The following is a 16,293-nucleotide window of genomic DNA, read 5'->3' on the forward strand; positions in this document are numbered from 1 at the left end:
CGACCCATGAGTCTGGCCGACAATAAATGTGTTCCGTGCCGCGGCGGCGTGCCGCCGGTGCCGGCGGATCGCGCGCAAGCGCTGCTGACAGAATTGGGCCGCGGGTGGTCGATCAATACGCAGGGCCATTTGGAACGGCTCTACACCTTCAAAGATTTCGCGCAGGCGCTCGCGTTCGTCAATAAGGTCGGCGCGGTGGCCGAAGCGGAAGGCCACCATCCCGATTTCTACCTCGCGTGGGGGAAATGCAAGGTGGAGATCTGGACGCACAAGATCAACGGCCTCACGGAAAGTGATTTCTATCTGGCGGCGAAGGCGGATCGGGAATTCGAGCCGTTTCGCACCGTCGCGGCATAACCATCCTGACCCATGGCCCGGCGAGGCAGCAGATGAGCGGTCCCGCGCAAGTCGCGCTCGTCAACATGCCGTTCAGTTACTCGAAGTATCCCTCGATTCAATTGGGCACGCTGTCGGCCCTGTTGAAAGCGCAGGGGATCCCGGTCGATTGCCATCATCTGAATGTCCACTTCGCGCACCGGATCGGCGTGCCGCTGTACGAGCTGATCTGTGAAAAGCGCGCATTGTTCGGCGAATGGCTCTTCTCGTATCTGCTCTTCCGTGACAATCCGAAACGTGCGGAGTACCCCCGGGTCTTCAAGCCGGTCTTCGAACAGCTCGCCCAGCAGAGCGGCCACCCGATCGGCTTTTTCGAAGAGATGAGCTCGCGCATCGCCCCGCAGTTCCTGACGTGGGCGCTCACCGCGGTCGATTGGGGGCGATACAAGCTGGTGGGCTTCACCTCCACGTTCGATCAGAACGTGGCGAGCCTGACCCTGGCGCAGCTCATCAAGGACCTCTATCCGGACGTGACGATCGTCTTCGGCGGCGCCAATTACGACGGGGAGATGGGCTTGGAATACTTCCGTGCCTTCTCCTTCATCGACCATGTGGTGGTCGGTGAAGGAGAAACGGCCTTTCCCGCGTTGGTCCGCCGCACGTTGACCGGCGGATCCGGTCCCTACCCGAGCGGCGTGGCGTATCGGGACGGCGAGCAGATCCGATTGACGCCGAACCCCGCGCTCTTCACGGAGTTTTCACGGACCGGCCCGCCGGATTACGACGACTATTATCACTTGCTGGCCGAGCTGGGCGAGGCGGCTCAGGGGCTGGATCGCGTGCTGCTCTATGAAGGCTCGCGCGGCTGCTGGTGGGGCGAGAAGCACCACTGCACGTTCTGCGGGCTGAACGCCCAGAGTATGAAGTTCCGCGCCAAATCGTCCGAGCAGGTTGCGAGCGAAATGGCGTATTTGTCCAACCGGTACGACACGGCGCGGTTTCGTCTGGTCGACAACATCATCGATATGAAATATGTGGACCGGTTGTTCGGCCGGTTTGCCGCCGACCATTGCGATCTGGATATCTTCATCGAAACGAAAAGCAATCTCCACAAGAGCCAGATCCGCACCTTGGCGATGGGCGGCGTGAAATGCATGCAGCCGGGTTTGGAAAGCTTGAGCCTGAATCAGCTGCGGGCCATGGACAAGGGCGTGACGCCGATGCAGAACATCGTCTGCCTGAAGTGGAGTTTCTACTATCGGGTGGCGGTGTCCTGGAATATTCTCCTCGGCTTCCCCGGAGAAACGAACGAGGATTATCAGCGCCAGATCGAGCTGATTCCTTCGTTGCTGCATTTGCAGCCGCCGGAGGCGACGGGCAAATTCTGGCTGGAGCGATTCAGTCCCTACTACACGAGGCCTCATGAATACGGCGTGCGTATCACCGGGCCCGGCATGGCCTACGAGTATGTGTATGACGGCCGCCGGGTGGATCTGAACAAGATCGCCTATGATTTTGAATATGAGCTGGACAACTGGCCCGTCGATCCGCACGTGTACCAGGAACTGGTGAGCGCCATCGAGGGGTGGCAACGGCGGCACCGGTCCGGCGATCGGCCGTTCCTCTACTACTCCAAGGGCATGGGGTACGTGACGGTGTATGATGGGCGCGATCTGAAAACGCCGATGCGCCGCCGCTATGACGGCATCGCGGCACAGGTGATCGAAGTCTGCAATGAAGCGCCGAAAACCGTGGATCAGATCAGGTCAACGCTGGCCTTAGAGGCGGAGTCCGCCGAGCGATCCCGCGAATTGAGCGCGGCGCTCGACGAGCTCACCAGCCGGCGGGTGTTGTACGAAGAGCGGGGCAAATACTTCACGCTGGCGATTCCCGAGAATCCCTACCTTTAATCGGACTGTCTAGCGCCATATCAGTTGCCACTCGCTGCCGGCGGGTGCGTGACGAAACGCGTCGGCCTACATCGACAGTTTTTCGGCGACGTTGCGCATCTGCACCCCGTGCACCAGCGAGGCGCCGCCTCGAATCGCACAGGCGACATGCACCGCTTCGGTCATCTCTTCCACATTGGATCCCTTCTCGAGGGAGGCTTGGGTGTACGCATCGATGCAATAGGGGCACTGCACGGTATGGGCCACGGCCAGCGCGATCAGCGCCTTCTCGCGTTCGGTCAGCGCTCCTTCGGCGAACACCGCGCCGTAGTAGCCCATGAACTTCTCCCAGAGTTCCTTGTTGCCTTTCCCCATATCCGAAAACTTTCCGAGATCATGCGAATGATAGTACGAATCCATAGGGCCTCCTGTGTCATGGTCTGGGGCGAGCGAGAGAAGAAGTCGCGAGAAGACGCTGCTCAGGCATGACCGGGCGGGTCCGGCTCCACGCTCGAGAGGATTTGCGAAAAACGTGCTCCGACAATGTTCGTCACCTTGGCCATCAGGTCGGTGACTTCCTTCCACTCCTCCGGTTTCAAATCCAGCTTCAGCTGAGGATGGATCGCCCACTGGGCATCGACCTGCGTGCCTGTCCGGCTGACGAGGACACGGAGCAATTCCACGTCCCAGGCGGTGGGCTCGTTCGGCTGGTCCATGGGTGAATTGCCGTTGGGTTGTCCGGAGGGCGGTGTTGCCTGTGCCATGGTATGTGCTCCTGAGTAAGACTAGGGAGAGCATACTCCATCGACCGGCCGGTTGTACATGAAGGGGCCACAGGCAGATGAAGTCTTCGCCCCTCATGCGGGTGTCGGAGTTTCTCCCTCCCGAAGAACCTCCAGCATGGCGCCATGGATGAGACCGTTGGTGGCCACCAACTCCTGTCCATAGATCGACAGGTCGTCGCCGCGGAAGTTGGTGAGGCGCCCTCCGGCTTCCCGCACCAGCACCGTGCCGGCCGCCATATCCCACGGATTGAGCCGCACCTCCCAAAACCCGTCGAACCGACCGGCTGCCACGTAACAGAGGTCCAGCGCAGCGGAGCCGGTGCGTCTCACGCCTTGAGCGTTGAGCGCAAACCGCCCGAAGTGATCAAGGTTATTCCGCGCGGTTTCTCGGATGTCATAGGCGAATCCCGTCACGAGCAGGCTATGCTCCAACGAGTCTTCCCTGGAGACGTGAATCGGGTTTCCATTGAGCCGGGCCCCCGTTCCGTTCAATGCCGTGAACAACTCGTCGCGGGAAGGATCGTACACCACGCCCAGGACGCACCGTCCTCGGTGCTCAAGTCCGATGGAGACGCAGTAGGTGGGATAGCCGTGGGCAAAATTGGTCGTGCCGTCGAGCGGATCAATGATCCAGCGGTAGGGCGAGGGGCCGTGTTCGATTCGGCCGCACTCTTCCGCCAAAAATCCATGGCTTGGATAAACGGAGCGGATGCGATCAATGACACACTGTTCGGCGGCATGGTCGGCATCAGTCACCAGGTTAATGGGGCTCTTGTGGGCGACGTGAAATCCGGTTCGCGCATAGTCCAGAAGAAGCGCTCCGGCCTCCCGGGCGGCGGCCATCGCAAGCTCGAGCAACTGGTGGAGTGACGGTTCAGAGGACTGCACAACCGGAAGAATAACATGGCCAGCGTGTCTCTTTTCCACATTCTTCAAGGAGTTGAATGGGATACGCACCGGTCGGTTCTTGCCAAAGCTCGGTTGAGTGTCCAACACGGCAACAAGCCTTACATAAACTGATTGCAGAATGATTACTTGTACACTGATCGGCATGAAATCTTATCCGTTATTGTTTCAACCGAGAGACAGTTGACAAGGCATAGAAGCAATGCTATAAAGCAAGCATGCTTTTTCGGAGAGGGGTGTGGAAGAGTTAACCGATATTCTCGTCGGCCTGGAGCAGCGGATCAACGCCTACAAGAACAGGTTCCAGGAGCTTGAAAAAAAGCGCCGCCGCCTGGATGACGAGATTGCAACGATCAAAAAGTATCTGGAACTCGCAGAAACCCTGTATCGAGTCGAAGCGGACAAAGCCAAGCTCGCCAGTCTTTCCAACCAGCTCATCACCGACGATACGAAGGGATCCCGCCCGGCTCCCGTTATGGACGTCACGGATCAATCGCGGGAAATTCTTTTGGGGCGCAGCAAGTATGTGGGGAAGAGTGTGCCCGAAGCCGCCTATGAGATTCTGCGTGAGTCCAACCGGGCCATGCACGCCAAAGAACTGGTGCAGCGCCTGGGAGAAGGGGGTTTGCACATCAAGGGGAAAACACCCTTGACGTCTATCGCGACGTCACTGAAACGGGACAAACGATTTCGGAAAGTCGGACCCAATACGTTTGAAGCGCTGGACGACATGCTGATTCAGGCCGTGTAGAAGCCCAAGCGGATACCTATAAGAGACGAAGGGGGGTGAGGCTCTTGGCAACGAAGAAGGCAGCGAAGAAGAAGAAGAAGTAATCCCGCCGCGACTTATTCGCCGAGGGTGGGGCCACTCACTCTCGGCGTAATTCTTCCGTGCTCCATCAAGAAACCGAACGAGAGAAGGTTCCTCCTAGGCACCGATCACCGTCGTTAGGCTGAAATGACGCGGGAATCAGGAGGGCTGAAGGACGATGGCGGGCTGGAGTCGGGGCAGGCCGAGTGCAGGCCGAGGCTCAGCCGGAAGCGTCTCGGTGTTGAGGAGCACCCACTTGTCGGGCTGTTCCAGAATTTGCTGAACCAGCTTCGTATGCAGGGCATGGCCCGAGCGGTCGGCAACAATGTGGCCGATGAAGGACATGCCGAGCAACGAAAAGTCACCGATCAGATCCAGGATTTTGTGACGAACGAACTCGTCGGCGAACCGTAAACCGGATTCGTTCATGATCCCGGTCTCGGAGAGCACAACCGTGTTGTCCAAAGTCCCGCCCTTCCCGAGACCGCGCGCCCACAGGGCCTGCACTTCGTTCAGAAATCCGAACGTCCGCGCTTCGGCGATGTGCCGCTCAAACGACGCTGCCGTACAGTCATGCACATAGGTCTGTGTCTGGATGAGCGGATGGTCGTAATGAATCGAGTAACTGATACGGGAGGTGGCCGACGGTTCAATTCGAACGCGCTTCGACCCTTCGGACACTTCCATCGGAGCCATGATTTTGAGATACGGCTGCTTGCGGTTCTGCGCCACCACGCCGACCGACCGGATGAGGCGGACGAACGGCGCGGCACTGCCATCCATGACCGGGATCTCTCCGGCGGTCACGTCGATATAGACATTGTCGACTTCCAGGCCGGCTAAGGCCGCCAGCACATGCTCAATGGTCTTAACCTGAAACCCATTCCCGCTTATGGCTGTACAGAGTTCAGTTGGGACGCGATACTCGATCGAAGCAGGAAGAGAAGCGCCGGCATGGCCGTTTCGATTGACGAAGACCACCCCGGTATTCGGAGGTGCCGGTCGGAGCGTCATGGCTGCCGGCTGGCCGGAATGAAGCCCAATCCCAGAGCAGGTGACCGCCGCCGCTAACGTCTGCTGATTTCGCACAAGTCCTCCGTTCCAAAACAACACGGGGCTTACCCTAGCAACTCATATGCCAATGCAACCTTGTCATAAGTCATCGTATGTCAATGGAAAATCCATTGATCAAAAGAAAATGACTTGTGTCGTAAAAATCACATCTGTGGGCTTTTGATGGGATACTTTGGTTCAAGAGGCGTGCAGGCGTCAAGCATCTTCGCGCCCCAGCCGCGGCGACGCTACTACATATCTTGCAACGTCACCGCACGTCTGGCTTCGCTATCTTTCCGTGAATTGCGAATCCCGGTGAGCGGCGAGGGCGGAGGCCAGGCGGGATTTCAACTCCAAACGCTTGGGTTTCCCCGTCGAGGTGTAGGGCACGTCATCTCCGAACAGAATGACCTTCGGACATTTGTAAAATGGTAGGAATCGCCGGCAGTGGGCGAGCAGATCCGGTTCCGTGGGGAGAGACGTCCCGTCTCGCGGGACGACATACGCCGCGATCTCTTCGCCATAGTAGCGATTCTCAAACGGGATCGCCATGGCGAACCGGACCAGCGGGTGGCTTTTCAGCGCGTCATCGATCTCGAGCGGCGAAATGTTCACGCCGCCTCTGATGATCAGTTCCTTGAGGCGGCCGGAGATGAAGAAAAACGGCCGGCCTCGCTCGTCGCGCACATAGAACCCTTCGTCGCCGGAACGGAACCACCCCCCCTGGAAAGCCGCATCATTGGCGTCGTCGCGCTTGAAATACCCGGCACACACCGTGCCGCCCCGGATGCAGATTTCTCCCCGCGCCAGTTCGGGCACCGGCTGCCCCTCCCCGTCGAGAATCGCCATCGTATTGTGCCGAAGCGGGACGCCGATGGAAGGAAACTCGTAGCCCGTGAGCCAATGGCGATGCTCCTCGCGCGACAGGTCGTTCGGCAAAAAGCAAGAGTAGCAGGTCGTTTCGGACAAGCCGTAGCCGTGGCGGATCGGAAACCCGAAGCGGTCTTCGAACCGCGCCGCGGTATCCTTGAGCAGCGGGCCGGCGCCGCAGATGAAGCCGCGGAACGCGCTCAGGTTGCAGGCCGTCGCGTCTTCATTCGCATCGAGGAGAAACTCCAGTAAGGTCGGAACGACGCTCACGCAGGTCACGGCTTCTTCGTGCAGTCTCCGCCAAAAGGCGGCGCTCTTGAATTTGCGATTCAGGACCACGCTGCCTTTGCAGTAGAAGGGGGTGACGAGGGTGACGACCGTTCCGTTCACATGGTGGATCGGAAGCACGCACATGAGGCGGTCGTCGGCTCCGAATGCGTGCCAGTCGGCGATCGCATCGGCGTCGGTCAGCAGATTGTCTGCGGTCAGGACCACTCCCTTTGGAAGGCCGGTCGTCCCCGACGTGTAAACAATGAGGGCTTCGTCGTCCAGGCTGGAGCCGAGAGACGTGAGGCGAGAGCTCTTCGAGGACGGTTTCCCCTTGTCTCGAGCCTCCCGTCCCGCCTCTTCTAAGAAGCCCTCGTCGTTCACCGCGATGACGCGCCGCAAGGCGGGAAGCTCCTTTTGGAGACTCGTGACCTCCTCCATGTAACTGTGCCGGCAGCAGACGGCCGACGCTTCCGAATGGTCCAAAATGAACCGCTTCTTCTCCGGGGATTCTTCGACGTTGATCGGCACCACCGTGATCCCCGATAACCAGGCGGCAAAATACAACACCACGGTGACGTCATGATTGAACAGGAGCGTCGCCAGACGGTCTCCCCGCCGGAGCCCGACCGAATCATGAAGGAAGGCGGCGGCCCGTTGGACGACCGCCCCGAATTCCGCATAGCTGTAGGTGTAATGGATGTTTCGGTCATCGTCGCGGTAGGTGAGAAACGGCCGGTTGACCAAGGCACGATCGTGGATGCGGGATTTGAAGAGATCGGCAAACGAGCGCCACGGGAGCGCGGGGGCGAGGCCGTCCCTTCTTCGCGCTTGCGCGATATGGTCAGGTACGGCGACCAAGGGGGACATACTCCCTCTTCGCCGGCCCCGTGTAGAGGGCGCGGGGCCTCATCAGGCGATTGTGATCCTGTTGCTCGATGACATGCGCGCACCATCCCGTGATGCGCGAGCAGACGAAGACCGGCGTATAGAGTGCGCGGGGAACCGCCATCAGGAGATAGGCCACCGCCGTGTAGAAATCGAGATTGGGATAGAGCCCTTTCTCCTCTTGCATGACCCGCTCGACGGCGGTCGCAATGTCGTACCAGCGGCGCTCGCCGCACAGGCGGCTCAACGAGTCGGCGTGCCGTTGAATGATGGCCGAGCGGGAGTCGCCTTTCTTGAGCACCCGATGGCCGAAGCCCATGATCCGGCGTTTGCTCGCCAGCGCCTCCCGCACCCATCGCTCCGCCTGTTCCCGGCGTCCGATTTCGAGAAACATCTCGGCCACGGCCTCGTTGGCTCCCCCGTGGAGCGGCCCCTTCAAGGTTCCGATGGCCGAGGTGACGGCCGAGTGCAGATCCGTCATCGTCGAGGCGGTGACGCGGGCCGCGAAGGTGGAGGCGTTGAATTCGTGCTCGGCGTAGAGGGTCAGCGAGACGTCGAGGACGCGCGCCATGGCGCGTGCCTGCTCGTCGCCCTTCCGGTCGGTGAGCAGATACAGGAGATTGTCGGCGAAGCTCAACTCGGCATGCGGCGGCGCCAGAGGGGCGGCGTTCGCGAACCGATACGCGGCCGAGACGAGCAGCGGGATTTGCGCGAGCAGCCGGAGGGACTTGCGCACGTTGGCTTCGTGCGAGTGGTCGGCGGCGTCCGGGTCGGTCATGCCGAGCAGTGACACGCCCGTCCTCAGAACGTCCATCGGATGCGCCCCGGTTGGTACCAAACTCAGGAAGTCTTCGATGGGACGCGGGAGGACGGAGTGGAGGGCGAGCTCTCCGCGGAAGTCGTTCAGCTCTTTCGCGGTCGGCAGATGGTCGAACAGAAGCAAGAAGGCCACCTCTTCGAAGCTGCCGTGCTCCGCCAAGTCGCCGATCGCATAGCCGCGATAGCGGAGACCGGCCTCTCCTTCGTCCACGAGACACAAGGCCGATTCTCCGGCGATCACCCCCTCCAGGCCGGGACTGTAGACAGGACGGTCTAGGGAATCAGTCGCGGGAGACTCGCTCATGACCTGGTTCATATCTCTCTCCCTCCTGTGGTCCTTGGGAATTGATATAGCCGAGCAGATTGTACAGCTCTTGTCGCGTCATCATGTGGTGAAGCCAGTCGCGTTGCGTGCCGAACAGCTTCAATTCGGCCAGCAGCGCCTCGATAGCCCGCAGGGCCGTCCGTAACGCCGTGACCGGAAAGAGCACGCCGCGATATCCGAGGGATTCGAATTCCGTGACGCTCAGGAGAGGCGTTTTGCCGAATTCCGTCATATTGGCGATCAGCGGAAGGGTAACTCCTCCCTTCCGGATTTCACTCGCGAACGTTCCGAACTCGTGCGCGGACTCCAGCGCCTCGGGGAACAGCGCATCGGCTCCGGCTTCGGCATAGGTCAAGGCCCGCCGAACGGCGGCGTCAAACCCTTCCACCCCGCGGGCATCCGTGCGCGCCACGATCAGGAAATTCGGATCCCGTCTGGCGTGAACCGCCGCTTCGATCTTGGCCGCCATGTCGGCCACGGGCACCAGGCGTTTCCCCGGGAGGTGACCGCATTTCTTCGCTTCCTCCTGATCCTCGATCTGCATGCCGGCGAGACCGGCCTCCTCGAACGCCGTGGCTGCCTCCGCGGCGGCCTGGGGGCCGCCGTATCCCGTGTCGGCGTCGACGATCGTGGGAATCGACACGGCTTGGGCGATGCGCCCCGCCTCCGCCGTCACGTCCGTGAGCGTCAGAAGGCCGATGTCCGGTATCCCCCGGCAGGCGGAGAGCGCGGCTCCCGACACGTACAGGGCTTCGTAGCCGGCTCGCTCGATCTGCATCGCGATCAGCGCGTTGAACGCTCCGGGAATGGCGATCGTGCGCGTGCCCAACAGCTCCCGCAGACGGGATGTCTTCATCTGTCCCTTGTGATCCATCGTCGTCTTCAACCCATCCTCAACCTTGACCTGAGCCTCGACCGTTGATCCGCAGCAGCGGCATCAGTGCGCCGATGTCCTGGACTTCGTCAAGCCTCCACACGAATCGAATGAGCCGATCGATGCGCGCGCGATCGAGCCGTCCGGCGGCCAGGCGGCGGACCTTCGCTTCGAGCTCCCAGTCCGACATGGGATTGCCGGGATGGCCCAGCGGGATGTCCGCCTGTCGTAGGTAGGTCTTCCCCGCGCCAGTTTTGATCGTGATGCGGGTCGGCATCGCCTCGGGGTACCGCTCCACGAACTCGGGCTGCCGCACGACGCGGACCTTCTTCATCAGATTGCGCACGGCCGCATCCCGCAATCGGGCCGGACTGAACGACGACAGCGTCAGCCGACCGTCGAGCAACGCGACAGCCACGCAATAGGGGAAACTGTGATCCGCCGTTTCCCTCGTGGCCGGCTGCCACTTTTCGGGATCGCGGCCGATGATTTCGATCGCGACGTCGTAGCTTCCGATTTCCACGTCGGTGATCTGCTCCAGCGCCTGAGCGCCCTCGGCCTGGATCACTTCGCCCCGCAGGGCCAGCGTTGCTTCGACCGCTGTCTGCGCGTGGTACTCCACCGGGTAGTGCTTGATGTAGGTATCCAAAATCTTGAACGAAGGGGACCGGCTCCCGCCCCCATCGGGAGCCTGTCCCCCTTCTCTTCCGAATGCCGCCAACTCAAACGGTCCCGACACGAGTTTCATGAAACCCTTTTCGCCTTCGAAGATCGGCGAGGGGCCCGTCATGCCGCGCTGAGCCAGTAAGGCGGCGAAGACCCCGTTGCGGGCGGCGTTCGAGAAGGCGCAGGCCTTCCACATGGAGAGGTCCCCGACCCGCGTCTGCCGCAACGCGATGTTCGAAACGCCGGCGAGGTTGACGGCGTGGAACGTCTGCGCGTCCGACAGCTTCAGGACCTTGGCGGCGGCGAGCGCGGACGAGATGGGGCCGTATGTCACGTGGTCCCAGCCGCGCGGCCGCAACGCCGCGGCGTCGCAGAGCCGGCATTGCACTTCATAAGCGAGCGCGATGGCTTGGATGACGCGTTTGCCGGACGCGCGAGCCGCCTCTCCGACCGCAAGCACGGCCGCGATATTATCGGAAGGATGAGCCGGTTCCTTGGCGAGGTACGTGTCATTGAAATCGAGATAGCGGACGAGTGCGCCGTTGGCGAAGGTCGCAAGATCGGGAAGCGTTTTGTGTCGCGTGCCCCACAGGGTGGCGCCTTGCACCACCTTGACCGTCTGAGCGAGCTGACGCGCGATCCGGCAGGGGGCCGCGTTCCAGGCGCCCAGCGCGCAGCCCAGGCTGTCGAGCAGCCGCCGCTTCACTTCATGCACGACGGTTTCGGGCAAGTCGTCGTAGCAAAGTGCCTGACCATAGCGAGCGAGACGATCCGCGAGCATCTTGTTGTACCAAATGACTATTGACCAATGACCGGTGACGCAGGTCTCCGTCGATTCACGCGCCGGCCACCTTCGCCTGTCGCCGTTCCAGAAAGGCGCGGACGGCCTCCTGCATGTCGGCCGTGACGCATAATTTGCCGAATAACTCCGCTTCCCTGGCCAGCCCTTCGGACAACGGGATATCGAGCCCCCCTCTGATCGCATGCAACGCCGCTTCGACGGCGGCCCTGCCGCGCGCCGTGATCAGCGCGGCGACCGCCTCCGCCTGCGTCATGAGCTCCTGGGGCGGCACGACGCGGCTCACCAGCCCGATCTTGAGTGCGTCCTCAGCCGAGAGCGTCTCGCCCGTCAGGATCATCTCCGCCGCCTTCGAAGCGCCCACGAGTCGCGGCAGTCGCTGCGTGCCGCCGAAGCCCGGAATCAGACCCAGCCTGATCTCCGGCAACCCCAACTGGACGCCGGACGCGGCAAGCCGGATGTGACAGGCGAGGGCCAGCTCGAGGCCTCCGCCGACACAGGTGCCGTTGATCGCCGCCAGCACAGGCTTGTCGCAGCGCTCGAGCCGATTGAAGAGGGCCTGCCCGCGGAGGGCGAACTCGGTGCCCGCGTGGCTCGTGTGTAAATGGGATAACTCGTGGATGTCCGCGCCGGCGCAAAAAAAGCGGCCGGAGCCGGTCACAATCACCGCGCGAACGTAGTCGTCGTCTTCCACCTGGCTCAAGATCTGCTGAAGCTCGTTGAGCAGGGGGGCGTTCAGCGCGTTGGCCGGCGGATTGTGGAGCGTGATCCGCGCGACGTTGTGTGAGATCGTCAACAGGTGGTGCGTCATAGCGTCCCCGTGGTTCAAAGTCAGTTCGGGTGTCGCATCGCGGCACGGGCGGATCCCGGGCCTAGATCGCGCAGCCGCCGATGCTCCGCGATCGCGGCCACGAGGTCGGACACTCCTTCTCCGGTCGTCGCCACCGTGCGTAGGACGATGGGGCACCATTCGCGCAGGTCCCGCACCGCCGCGTCCGCATCCGGATGGTCGGCCTTGTTCACCACGACGATGTGCGCCATTTCCAGCAATCCGGCCTTCATGGCTTGTACTTCGTCGCCCAGCCCGGGCGCCACGACGGCCACGACCGTCTGTGCGACGTCGACGATGTCCACTTCGTTCTGCCCGACGCCGATCGTTTCGATCAGAATGACGTCGTATCCCGCCGCGTCGAGCACCAGCTTGGCGCGGTCGGTCGCGCGGGCCAGGCCGCCCTGTCTCCCGCGGGTAGCCATACTGCGGATGTACACCCCGTGATCGAGCGCATGATCCTGCATCCTGATTCGGTCCCCCAGCAACGCGCCGCCCGTGACATGGCTGCTGATATCGACCGCCAGGACCCCTACCTTCAGCCCAAGCCGCCGGTAAGTGGTGATGAGCTGACCGATGAGCGTGCTTTTGCCAGCTCCCGGATACCCGGTGATTCCGATGACGGCTGCCTGGCGCCGGGTCAGCAGGCGCAACGCCGCCGTGCCGCCCGGATGCTGGTCCTCCAGCAGGCTGATCAGCCGGGATACGGCGCGGATATTTCCGGACTTCACTTGCTCGGCCAGGGCACTCATGCACTCGGAACCGCTCGTGATTTGCTCACCAGCCGTCGTCATGGAACAGCCTCATAGGCTGCGTGACGCTGGTACACCAGCGAGAGCCGTGACGAAAGAGAGCGTTTCAACGCTGTCTCCATCTGCCGGGCCGCGGCCACGACCAGCCGTTCATCGACCGCGACGGCGGCTCCGGAAGCCTTCAAGGCATAGACTATGTCTTCGGTCGCCACGTTGCCCGACGCGCCCGGCGCATAGGGGCAGCCGCCGAGTCCTCCGGCGGAGGTGTCGAACGAGTCGATGCCGTATTCCATCCAGGCGACCAGCGCGTTGGCGATGGCCATGCCGTAGGTGTCGTGGACATGGAGCGAGAGCGCGGTTCGGCCGATCTCCGGCTTGACGGCATCCAGCAGATTGCGGACATCGGGGGGTGCGGCCTTGCCGATCGTGTCGCCCAACGAGATCTCGTCGACGCCAAGATCCAGCAGCAGGCGCATCACCTCCACCACGCGCGAGGGCGGCACCGGGCCCTCGAAGGGGCAATGGGCCGCAGTGGAAATGTATCCGCGCACGATCATGCCGTCCCGTTTCGCGCCGGACACCACCGGCTTGAACCGCTCGATCGACTCGCGAACCGTGCAGTTGATGTTCCGTCGGGTGAACGTGTCGGAGGCCGCCGTGAAGACGGCGATCTTGTCGACTGCCGCGGCCCTCGCCCGTTCCAATCCTCGTTCATTCGGCACGAGGGCTGAGTAGACCACGCCCGGCCGTCGGTCGATCTTCCGAAACACCTCATCGGAGTCCGCCAATTGCGGGATCGCCCGGGGCGCGACGAACGAACCCGCTTCAATCTCGGCCACACCGGTCCGGGACAGGGCGTCCACGAACGACACCTTGGCCTCCGTCGAAACGATGGCCGGCTCATTCTGCAGCCCGTCGCGCGGACCCACTTCGACGATCCGGATCGGGCGTGACACGTCTCTATGTCGATCGGGCGTCGACATCGTGGGGTTTCTCCTCCGGTGATGCCGTCTCTCTGCCATCGGCCGAGGCGGCCCAGTCGGGAGTTCTCCGTTCACGAAAGGCCCGAAGTCCTTCCTGCGCCTCCGCCGAGAGGCGGGCCCGGACGTTGGTCTGAACACCCAGCCTCCAGATCCTGTCCTCCGGAACCTGATGGAGTCTGCTGATCCAGGCTTTCGTGTCCCGCACCGCGCGGGGCGGAAGGCGCAAGACGAGTTCCACGAGTTCATGGACACGCTTGTCGAGCGCCGCCGAGTCGACCGCCTCGTGAACGAGCCCGGCCGCCGCCGCCGTCGACGAAGAAAACGGCTCTCCTATCAACCCATACCGTCGCACAAACGACTCGCCGGTTTTCCGAAGGATAAACGGCGCAATCACCGCGGGGACCAGCCCCAAACGCACCTCGCTGAACGCGAAGGTCGCGTCCGCCACGGCCACGGCGATGTCGCACACCGCGATCAATCCGAGCCCGCCGCCGTAGGCGCCTCCCTGAATGCGGCCAATCACTGGACAGGGACAGGCGTCGATGGTCCTGAACATGGCGAGCAACCGCTCGGCGTCGTCTTGAGCGTCCTGCGCAGTGATCGTCCGGTCCGGCGCCAGCCAATCGAGATCGGCCCCCGCGCAGAAGAGCGACCCGGCGCCGGTGAGGACAATCGCACGCACGGAGGAATCCTGTCCCAACGACTCGAACGTGCTGCACAACGCGCTCACCATCCCCGCATCGAACGCGTTGCGCCGATGCGGCCGATTCAACGTCACGCGCGCCAGGCCGTTATTTGACTCGACCAGGATCGATGCAGATTCCTTCATCGGCGCCTCACATGCGGAAAACCGGCGGATGCGACGGCCGGATCGGCGTCGCCATCGCGAGATCCAAGCAGAGACCGAGAATCTTCCTCGTCTCGACGGGATCGATGATCCCGTCGTCCCAGAGGCGCGCGGTGCTGAAATAGGCATGGCCTTCCCGCTCATACTGGGCCAGTGTGGACTCGCGCATCTTGCGCTGCTCGGCCTCCGAGAGGACGGCCTTCTCACGGGCCCGCTGCTGCCGCTTGACCGTAACGAGCACCTCCGCCGCCTGCTGCGCCCCCATGACCGACGTCCGCGCGTTGGGCCAGAGGAAGAGAAACCGCGGACCGTAGGCCCGTCCGCACATCGCGTAATTCCCGGCCCCGTGGGAGGCTCCGATGATGATCGTGAATTTCGGGACGTCGGCCGTCGCCACGGCCTGCACCATCTTGGCGCCGTCCTTGATGATCCCGCGCGCCTCATACTCTTTGCCGACCATGAAGCCCGTGATGTTCTGAAGAAACACGAGCGGCACCCGCCGTTGCGCACAGAGCTGCACGAAGTGCGCGCCTTTCAAGGCGGCTTCGGAGAGCAACACGCCGTTGTTGGCGACGAGGCCGACCTGGTGCCCCATCCAACGGGCGAAGCCGCAGGTGAGCGTCCGGCCGTAGCGGGCCTTGAACTCGTGAAAGCGGCTGCCGTCCACCAGGCGGGCGATGACGTCACGCGCCTCGAAGGTCTGCCGCGGATTGCTCGGAATGATGCTGTACAGCTCGTCAGCCGGATAGAGCGGCTCCTCGATCACCGCGGGCTTGCGCGTGGCGGGCCGGCGAGGCAGCGTCTCGACGATCGACCGGCAGATGTCGAGCGCGTCGCGGTCGTTCTCCGCCAGATGATCGCTCACGCCGGACAGCCTCGTGTGGAGGTCGGCCCCGCCGAGCTCTTCGGCGGTGACGTCCTCGCCGGTCGCCGCTTTGACCAGCGGCGGTCCCGCCAGATAAATGGTCCCGGTGCCTTTCACGATCACGTTCTCGTCGCACATGGCCGGCACATAGGCGCCGCCCGCGGTGCACATGCCCATCACCACGGCGATCTGCGGAATGCCGAGCGCCGACATCCGCGCCTGGTTGTAGAAGATCCGTCCGAAGTGATCCTTGTCGGCGAAGACCTCGGCCTGCGTCGGCAGGAACACGCCGCCCGAATCCACGAGATAGATCGCCGGCAGCCGGTTCTCCAGCGCGATCTCTTGCGCCCGGAGATGTTTCTTGATCGTCATCGGGAAATAGGTCCCGCCTTTGACCGTCGCGTCGTTGGCGGCGATCACGCAGGGGCGGCCCGCCACGTAGCCGATGCCGGCGATCAATCCCGCGGATGGAACCTGGTCGTCGTACATGTCAGAGGCCGCGAGCGGACTGAGCTCCAGCCAGGGCGCGTCGGGATCGAGGAGGGCCGCGATCCGCTCGCGGGCGGTCAGCTTGCCTCGTTCTTTGTGCAGCGCGACGGCCTCCGCCGATCCTCCGGCCCGGGCGAGCGCCAGCCGTTTGTGGAGATCGGCCATCAGGCCTTCGTAGTGGGCCCGATTCGACGTAAAGTCAGGGGATGTGGACGAGATGGACGTGACCAGCGTGCGCAT

At 62.5% G+C, this 16,293-nt stretch carries 16 protein-coding genes; 3 read left to right on the top strand and 13 right to left on the bottom strand.

All coding sequences use genetic code 11. The features are described 5' to 3' along the window. The first annotated feature begins 6 nt into the window (after positions 1–6). A complete protein-coding gene (locus NITMOv2_RS00175) occupies positions 7–357 on the top strand; it encodes a 4a-hydroxytetrahydrobiopterin dehydratase (RefSeq protein ID WP_053377979.1) in 351 nt (116 codons plus the stop codon). Positions 358–389: 32 nt separating this feature from the next. Further along, a complete protein-coding gene (locus NITMOv2_RS00180) occupies positions 390–2,246 on the top strand; it encodes a RiPP maturation radical SAM C-methyltransferase (protein ID WP_053377980.1) in 1,857 nt (618 codons plus the stop codon). Between the two features lie 66 nt (positions 2,247–2,312). Here the strand turns inward: NITMOv2_RS00180 and NITMOv2_RS00185 are convergent, their stop codons facing one another. The 3 genes from NITMOv2_RS00185 to NITMOv2_RS00195 form a co-directional block, all read right to left on the bottom strand. Next, a complete protein-coding gene (locus NITMOv2_RS00185) occupies positions 2,313–2,645 on the bottom strand; it encodes an arsenosugar biosynthesis-associated peroxidase-like protein (protein ID WP_053377981.1) in 333 nt (110 codons plus the stop codon). Positions 2,646–2,704: 59 nt separating this feature from the next. Then, positions 2,705–2,989 carry a hypothetical protein gene (locus NITMOv2_RS00190; RefSeq protein WP_053377982.1) on the bottom strand — a complete coding sequence of 95 codons (285 nt, stop codon included), beginning with the start codon at positions 2,987–2,989 and terminating at the stop codon, positions 2,705–2,707. A gap of 93 nt (positions 2,990–3,082) precedes the next feature. Next, positions 3,083–3,937: an inositol monophosphatase family protein gene (locus NITMOv2_RS00195; protein ID WP_420799879.1), complete on the bottom strand. Its 855-nt coding sequence runs from the start codon at positions 3,935–3,937 to the stop codon at positions 3,083–3,085. Positions 3,938–4,154: 217 nt separating this feature from the next. On the opposite strand from NITMOv2_RS00195, the gene NITMOv2_RS00200 reads away from it, so the two are divergent. Further along, positions 4,155–4,667 carry a winged helix-turn-helix domain-containing protein gene (locus tag NITMOv2_RS00200; RefSeq protein WP_053377984.1) on the top strand — a complete coding sequence of 171 codons (513 nt, stop codon included), beginning with the start codon at positions 4,155–4,157 and terminating at the stop codon, positions 4,665–4,667. Positions 4,668–4,886: 219 nt separating this feature from the next. Here the strand turns inward: NITMOv2_RS00200 and lpxC are convergent, their stop codons facing one another. The 10 genes from lpxC to NITMOv2_RS00250 all read right to left on the bottom strand — a co-directional run bounded on the left by lpxC (position 4,887) and on the right by NITMOv2_RS00250 (position 16,293). Beyond that, the gene (lpxC, locus tag NITMOv2_RS00205; protein WP_083447610.1) at positions 4,887–5,840 is read right to left on the bottom strand and encodes a UDP-3-O-acyl-N-acetylglucosamine deacetylase; all 954 of its coding nucleotides are present in this window, start codon (positions 5,838–5,840) and stop codon (positions 4,887–4,889) included. A 228-nt stretch (positions 5,841–6,068) separates the two neighbouring features. Then, a complete protein-coding gene (locus NITMOv2_RS00210; RefSeq protein WP_053377986.1) occupies positions 6,069–7,787 on the bottom strand; it encodes a class I adenylate-forming enzyme family protein in 1,719 nt (572 codons plus the stop codon). Further along, positions 7,762–8,940 carry a citrate/2-methylcitrate synthase gene (locus NITMOv2_RS00215; protein WP_083447611.1) on the bottom strand — a complete coding sequence of 393 codons (1,179 nt, stop codon included), beginning with the start codon at positions 8,938–8,940 and terminating at the stop codon, positions 7,762–7,764. Before NITMOv2_RS00215 ends, NITMOv2_RS00210 begins: the two co-directional genes overlap by 26 nt. Further along, positions 8,906–9,805 carry a methylisocitrate lyase gene (gene prpB, locus NITMOv2_RS00220; protein ID WP_187299315.1) on the bottom strand — a complete coding sequence of 300 codons (900 nt, stop codon included), beginning with the start codon at positions 9,803–9,805 and terminating at the stop codon, positions 8,906–8,908. The genes NITMOv2_RS00215 and prpB overlap by 35 nt, the downstream gene beginning before the upstream one ends. Positions 9,806–9,842: 37 nt before the next feature. After that, the gene (locus tag NITMOv2_RS00225; RefSeq protein WP_053377988.1) at positions 9,843–11,270 is read right to left on the bottom strand and encodes an MmgE/PrpD family protein; all 1,428 of its coding nucleotides are present in this window, start codon (positions 11,268–11,270) and stop codon (positions 9,843–9,845) included. Positions 11,271–11,325: 55 nt separating this feature from the next. Beyond that, positions 11,326–12,099, bottom strand: coding sequence for an enoyl-CoA hydratase-related protein (locus tag NITMOv2_RS00230; protein WP_053377989.1), 774 nt, complete (start codon positions 12,097–12,099; stop codon positions 11,326–11,328). Positions 12,100–12,119: 20 nt separating this feature from the next. Then, positions 12,120–12,911 carry a methylmalonyl Co-A mutase-associated GTPase MeaB gene (gene meaB, locus NITMOv2_RS00235; protein WP_053377990.1) on the bottom strand — a complete coding sequence of 264 codons (792 nt, stop codon included), beginning with the start codon at positions 12,909–12,911 and terminating at the stop codon, positions 12,120–12,122. Continuing rightward, a complete protein-coding gene (locus NITMOv2_RS00240; RefSeq protein WP_053377991.1) occupies positions 12,908–13,852 on the bottom strand; it encodes a hydroxymethylglutaryl-CoA lyase in 945 nt (314 codons plus the stop codon). The genes meaB and NITMOv2_RS00240 overlap by 4 nt, the downstream gene beginning before the upstream one ends. After that, a complete protein-coding gene (locus NITMOv2_RS00245) occupies positions 13,830–14,681 on the bottom strand; it encodes an enoyl-CoA hydratase-related protein (RefSeq protein WP_053377992.1) in 852 nt (283 codons plus the stop codon). Before NITMOv2_RS00245 ends, NITMOv2_RS00240 begins: the two co-directional genes overlap by 23 nt. Before the next feature lie 7 nt (positions 14,682–14,688). Then, positions 14,689–16,293 (bottom strand): carboxyl transferase domain-containing protein, encoded by a 1,605-nt coding sequence (locus NITMOv2_RS00250; RefSeq protein ID WP_053377993.1) that lies wholly within the window; start codon positions 16,291–16,293, stop codon positions 14,689–14,691.

The sequence above is a fragment of the Nitrospira moscoviensis genome (assembly GCF_001273775.1).
Lineage (GTDB): Bacteria > Nitrospirota > Nitrospiria > Nitrospirales > Nitrospiraceae > Nitrospira_D > Nitrospira_D moscoviensis.

Bases quoted from the DNA above. Each gene is read 5' to 3' on its own strand.
- NITMOv2_RS00175 (WP_053377979.1), top strand. From the start codon at position 7: ATGAGTCTGGCCGACAATAAATGTGTTCCGTGCCGCGGCGGCGTGCCG.
- NITMOv2_RS00180 (WP_053377980.1), top strand. From the start codon at position 390: ATGAGCGGTCCCGCGCAAGTCGCGCTCGTCAACATGCCGTTCAGTTAC.
- NITMOv2_RS00185 (WP_053377981.1), bottom strand. From the start codon at position 2,645: ATGGATTCGTACTATCATTCGCATGATCTCGGAAAGTTTTCGGATATG.
- NITMOv2_RS00190 (WP_053377982.1), bottom strand. From the start codon at position 2,989: ATGGCACAGGCAACACCGCCCTCCGGACAACCCAACGGCAATTCACCC.
- NITMOv2_RS00210 (WP_053377986.1), bottom strand. From the start codon at position 7,787: ATGTCCCCCTTGGTCGCCGTACCTGACCATATCGCGCAAGCGCGAAGA.
- NITMOv2_RS00215 (WP_083447611.1), bottom strand. From the start codon at position 8,940: ATGAACCAGGTCATGAGCGAGTCTCCCGCGACTGATTCCCTAGACCGT.
- prpB (WP_187299315.1), bottom strand. From the start codon at position 9,805: ATGAAGACATCCCGTCTGCGGGAGCTGTTGGGCACGCGCACGATCGCC.
- NITMOv2_RS00225 (WP_053377988.1), bottom strand. From the start codon at position 11,270: ATGCTCGCGGATCGTCTCGCTCGCTATGGTCAGGCACTTTGCTACGAC.
- NITMOv2_RS00230 (WP_053377989.1), bottom strand. From the start codon at position 12,099: ATGACGCACCACCTGTTGACGATCTCACACAACGTCGCGCGGATCACG.
- meaB (WP_053377990.1), bottom strand. From the start codon at position 12,911: ATGACGACGGCTGGTGAGCAAATCACGAGCGGTTCCGAGTGCATGAGT.
- NITMOv2_RS00240 (WP_053377991.1), bottom strand. From the start codon at position 13,852: ATGTCGACGCCCGATCGACATAGAGACGTGTCACGCCCGATCCGGATC.
- NITMOv2_RS00245 (WP_053377992.1), bottom strand. From the start codon at position 14,681: ATGAAGGAATCTGCATCGATCCTGGTCGAGTCAAATAACGGCCTGGCG.
- NITMOv2_RS00250 (WP_053377993.1), bottom strand. From the start codon at position 16,293: ATGCGCACGCTGGTCACGTCCATCTCGTCCACATCCCCTGACTTTACG.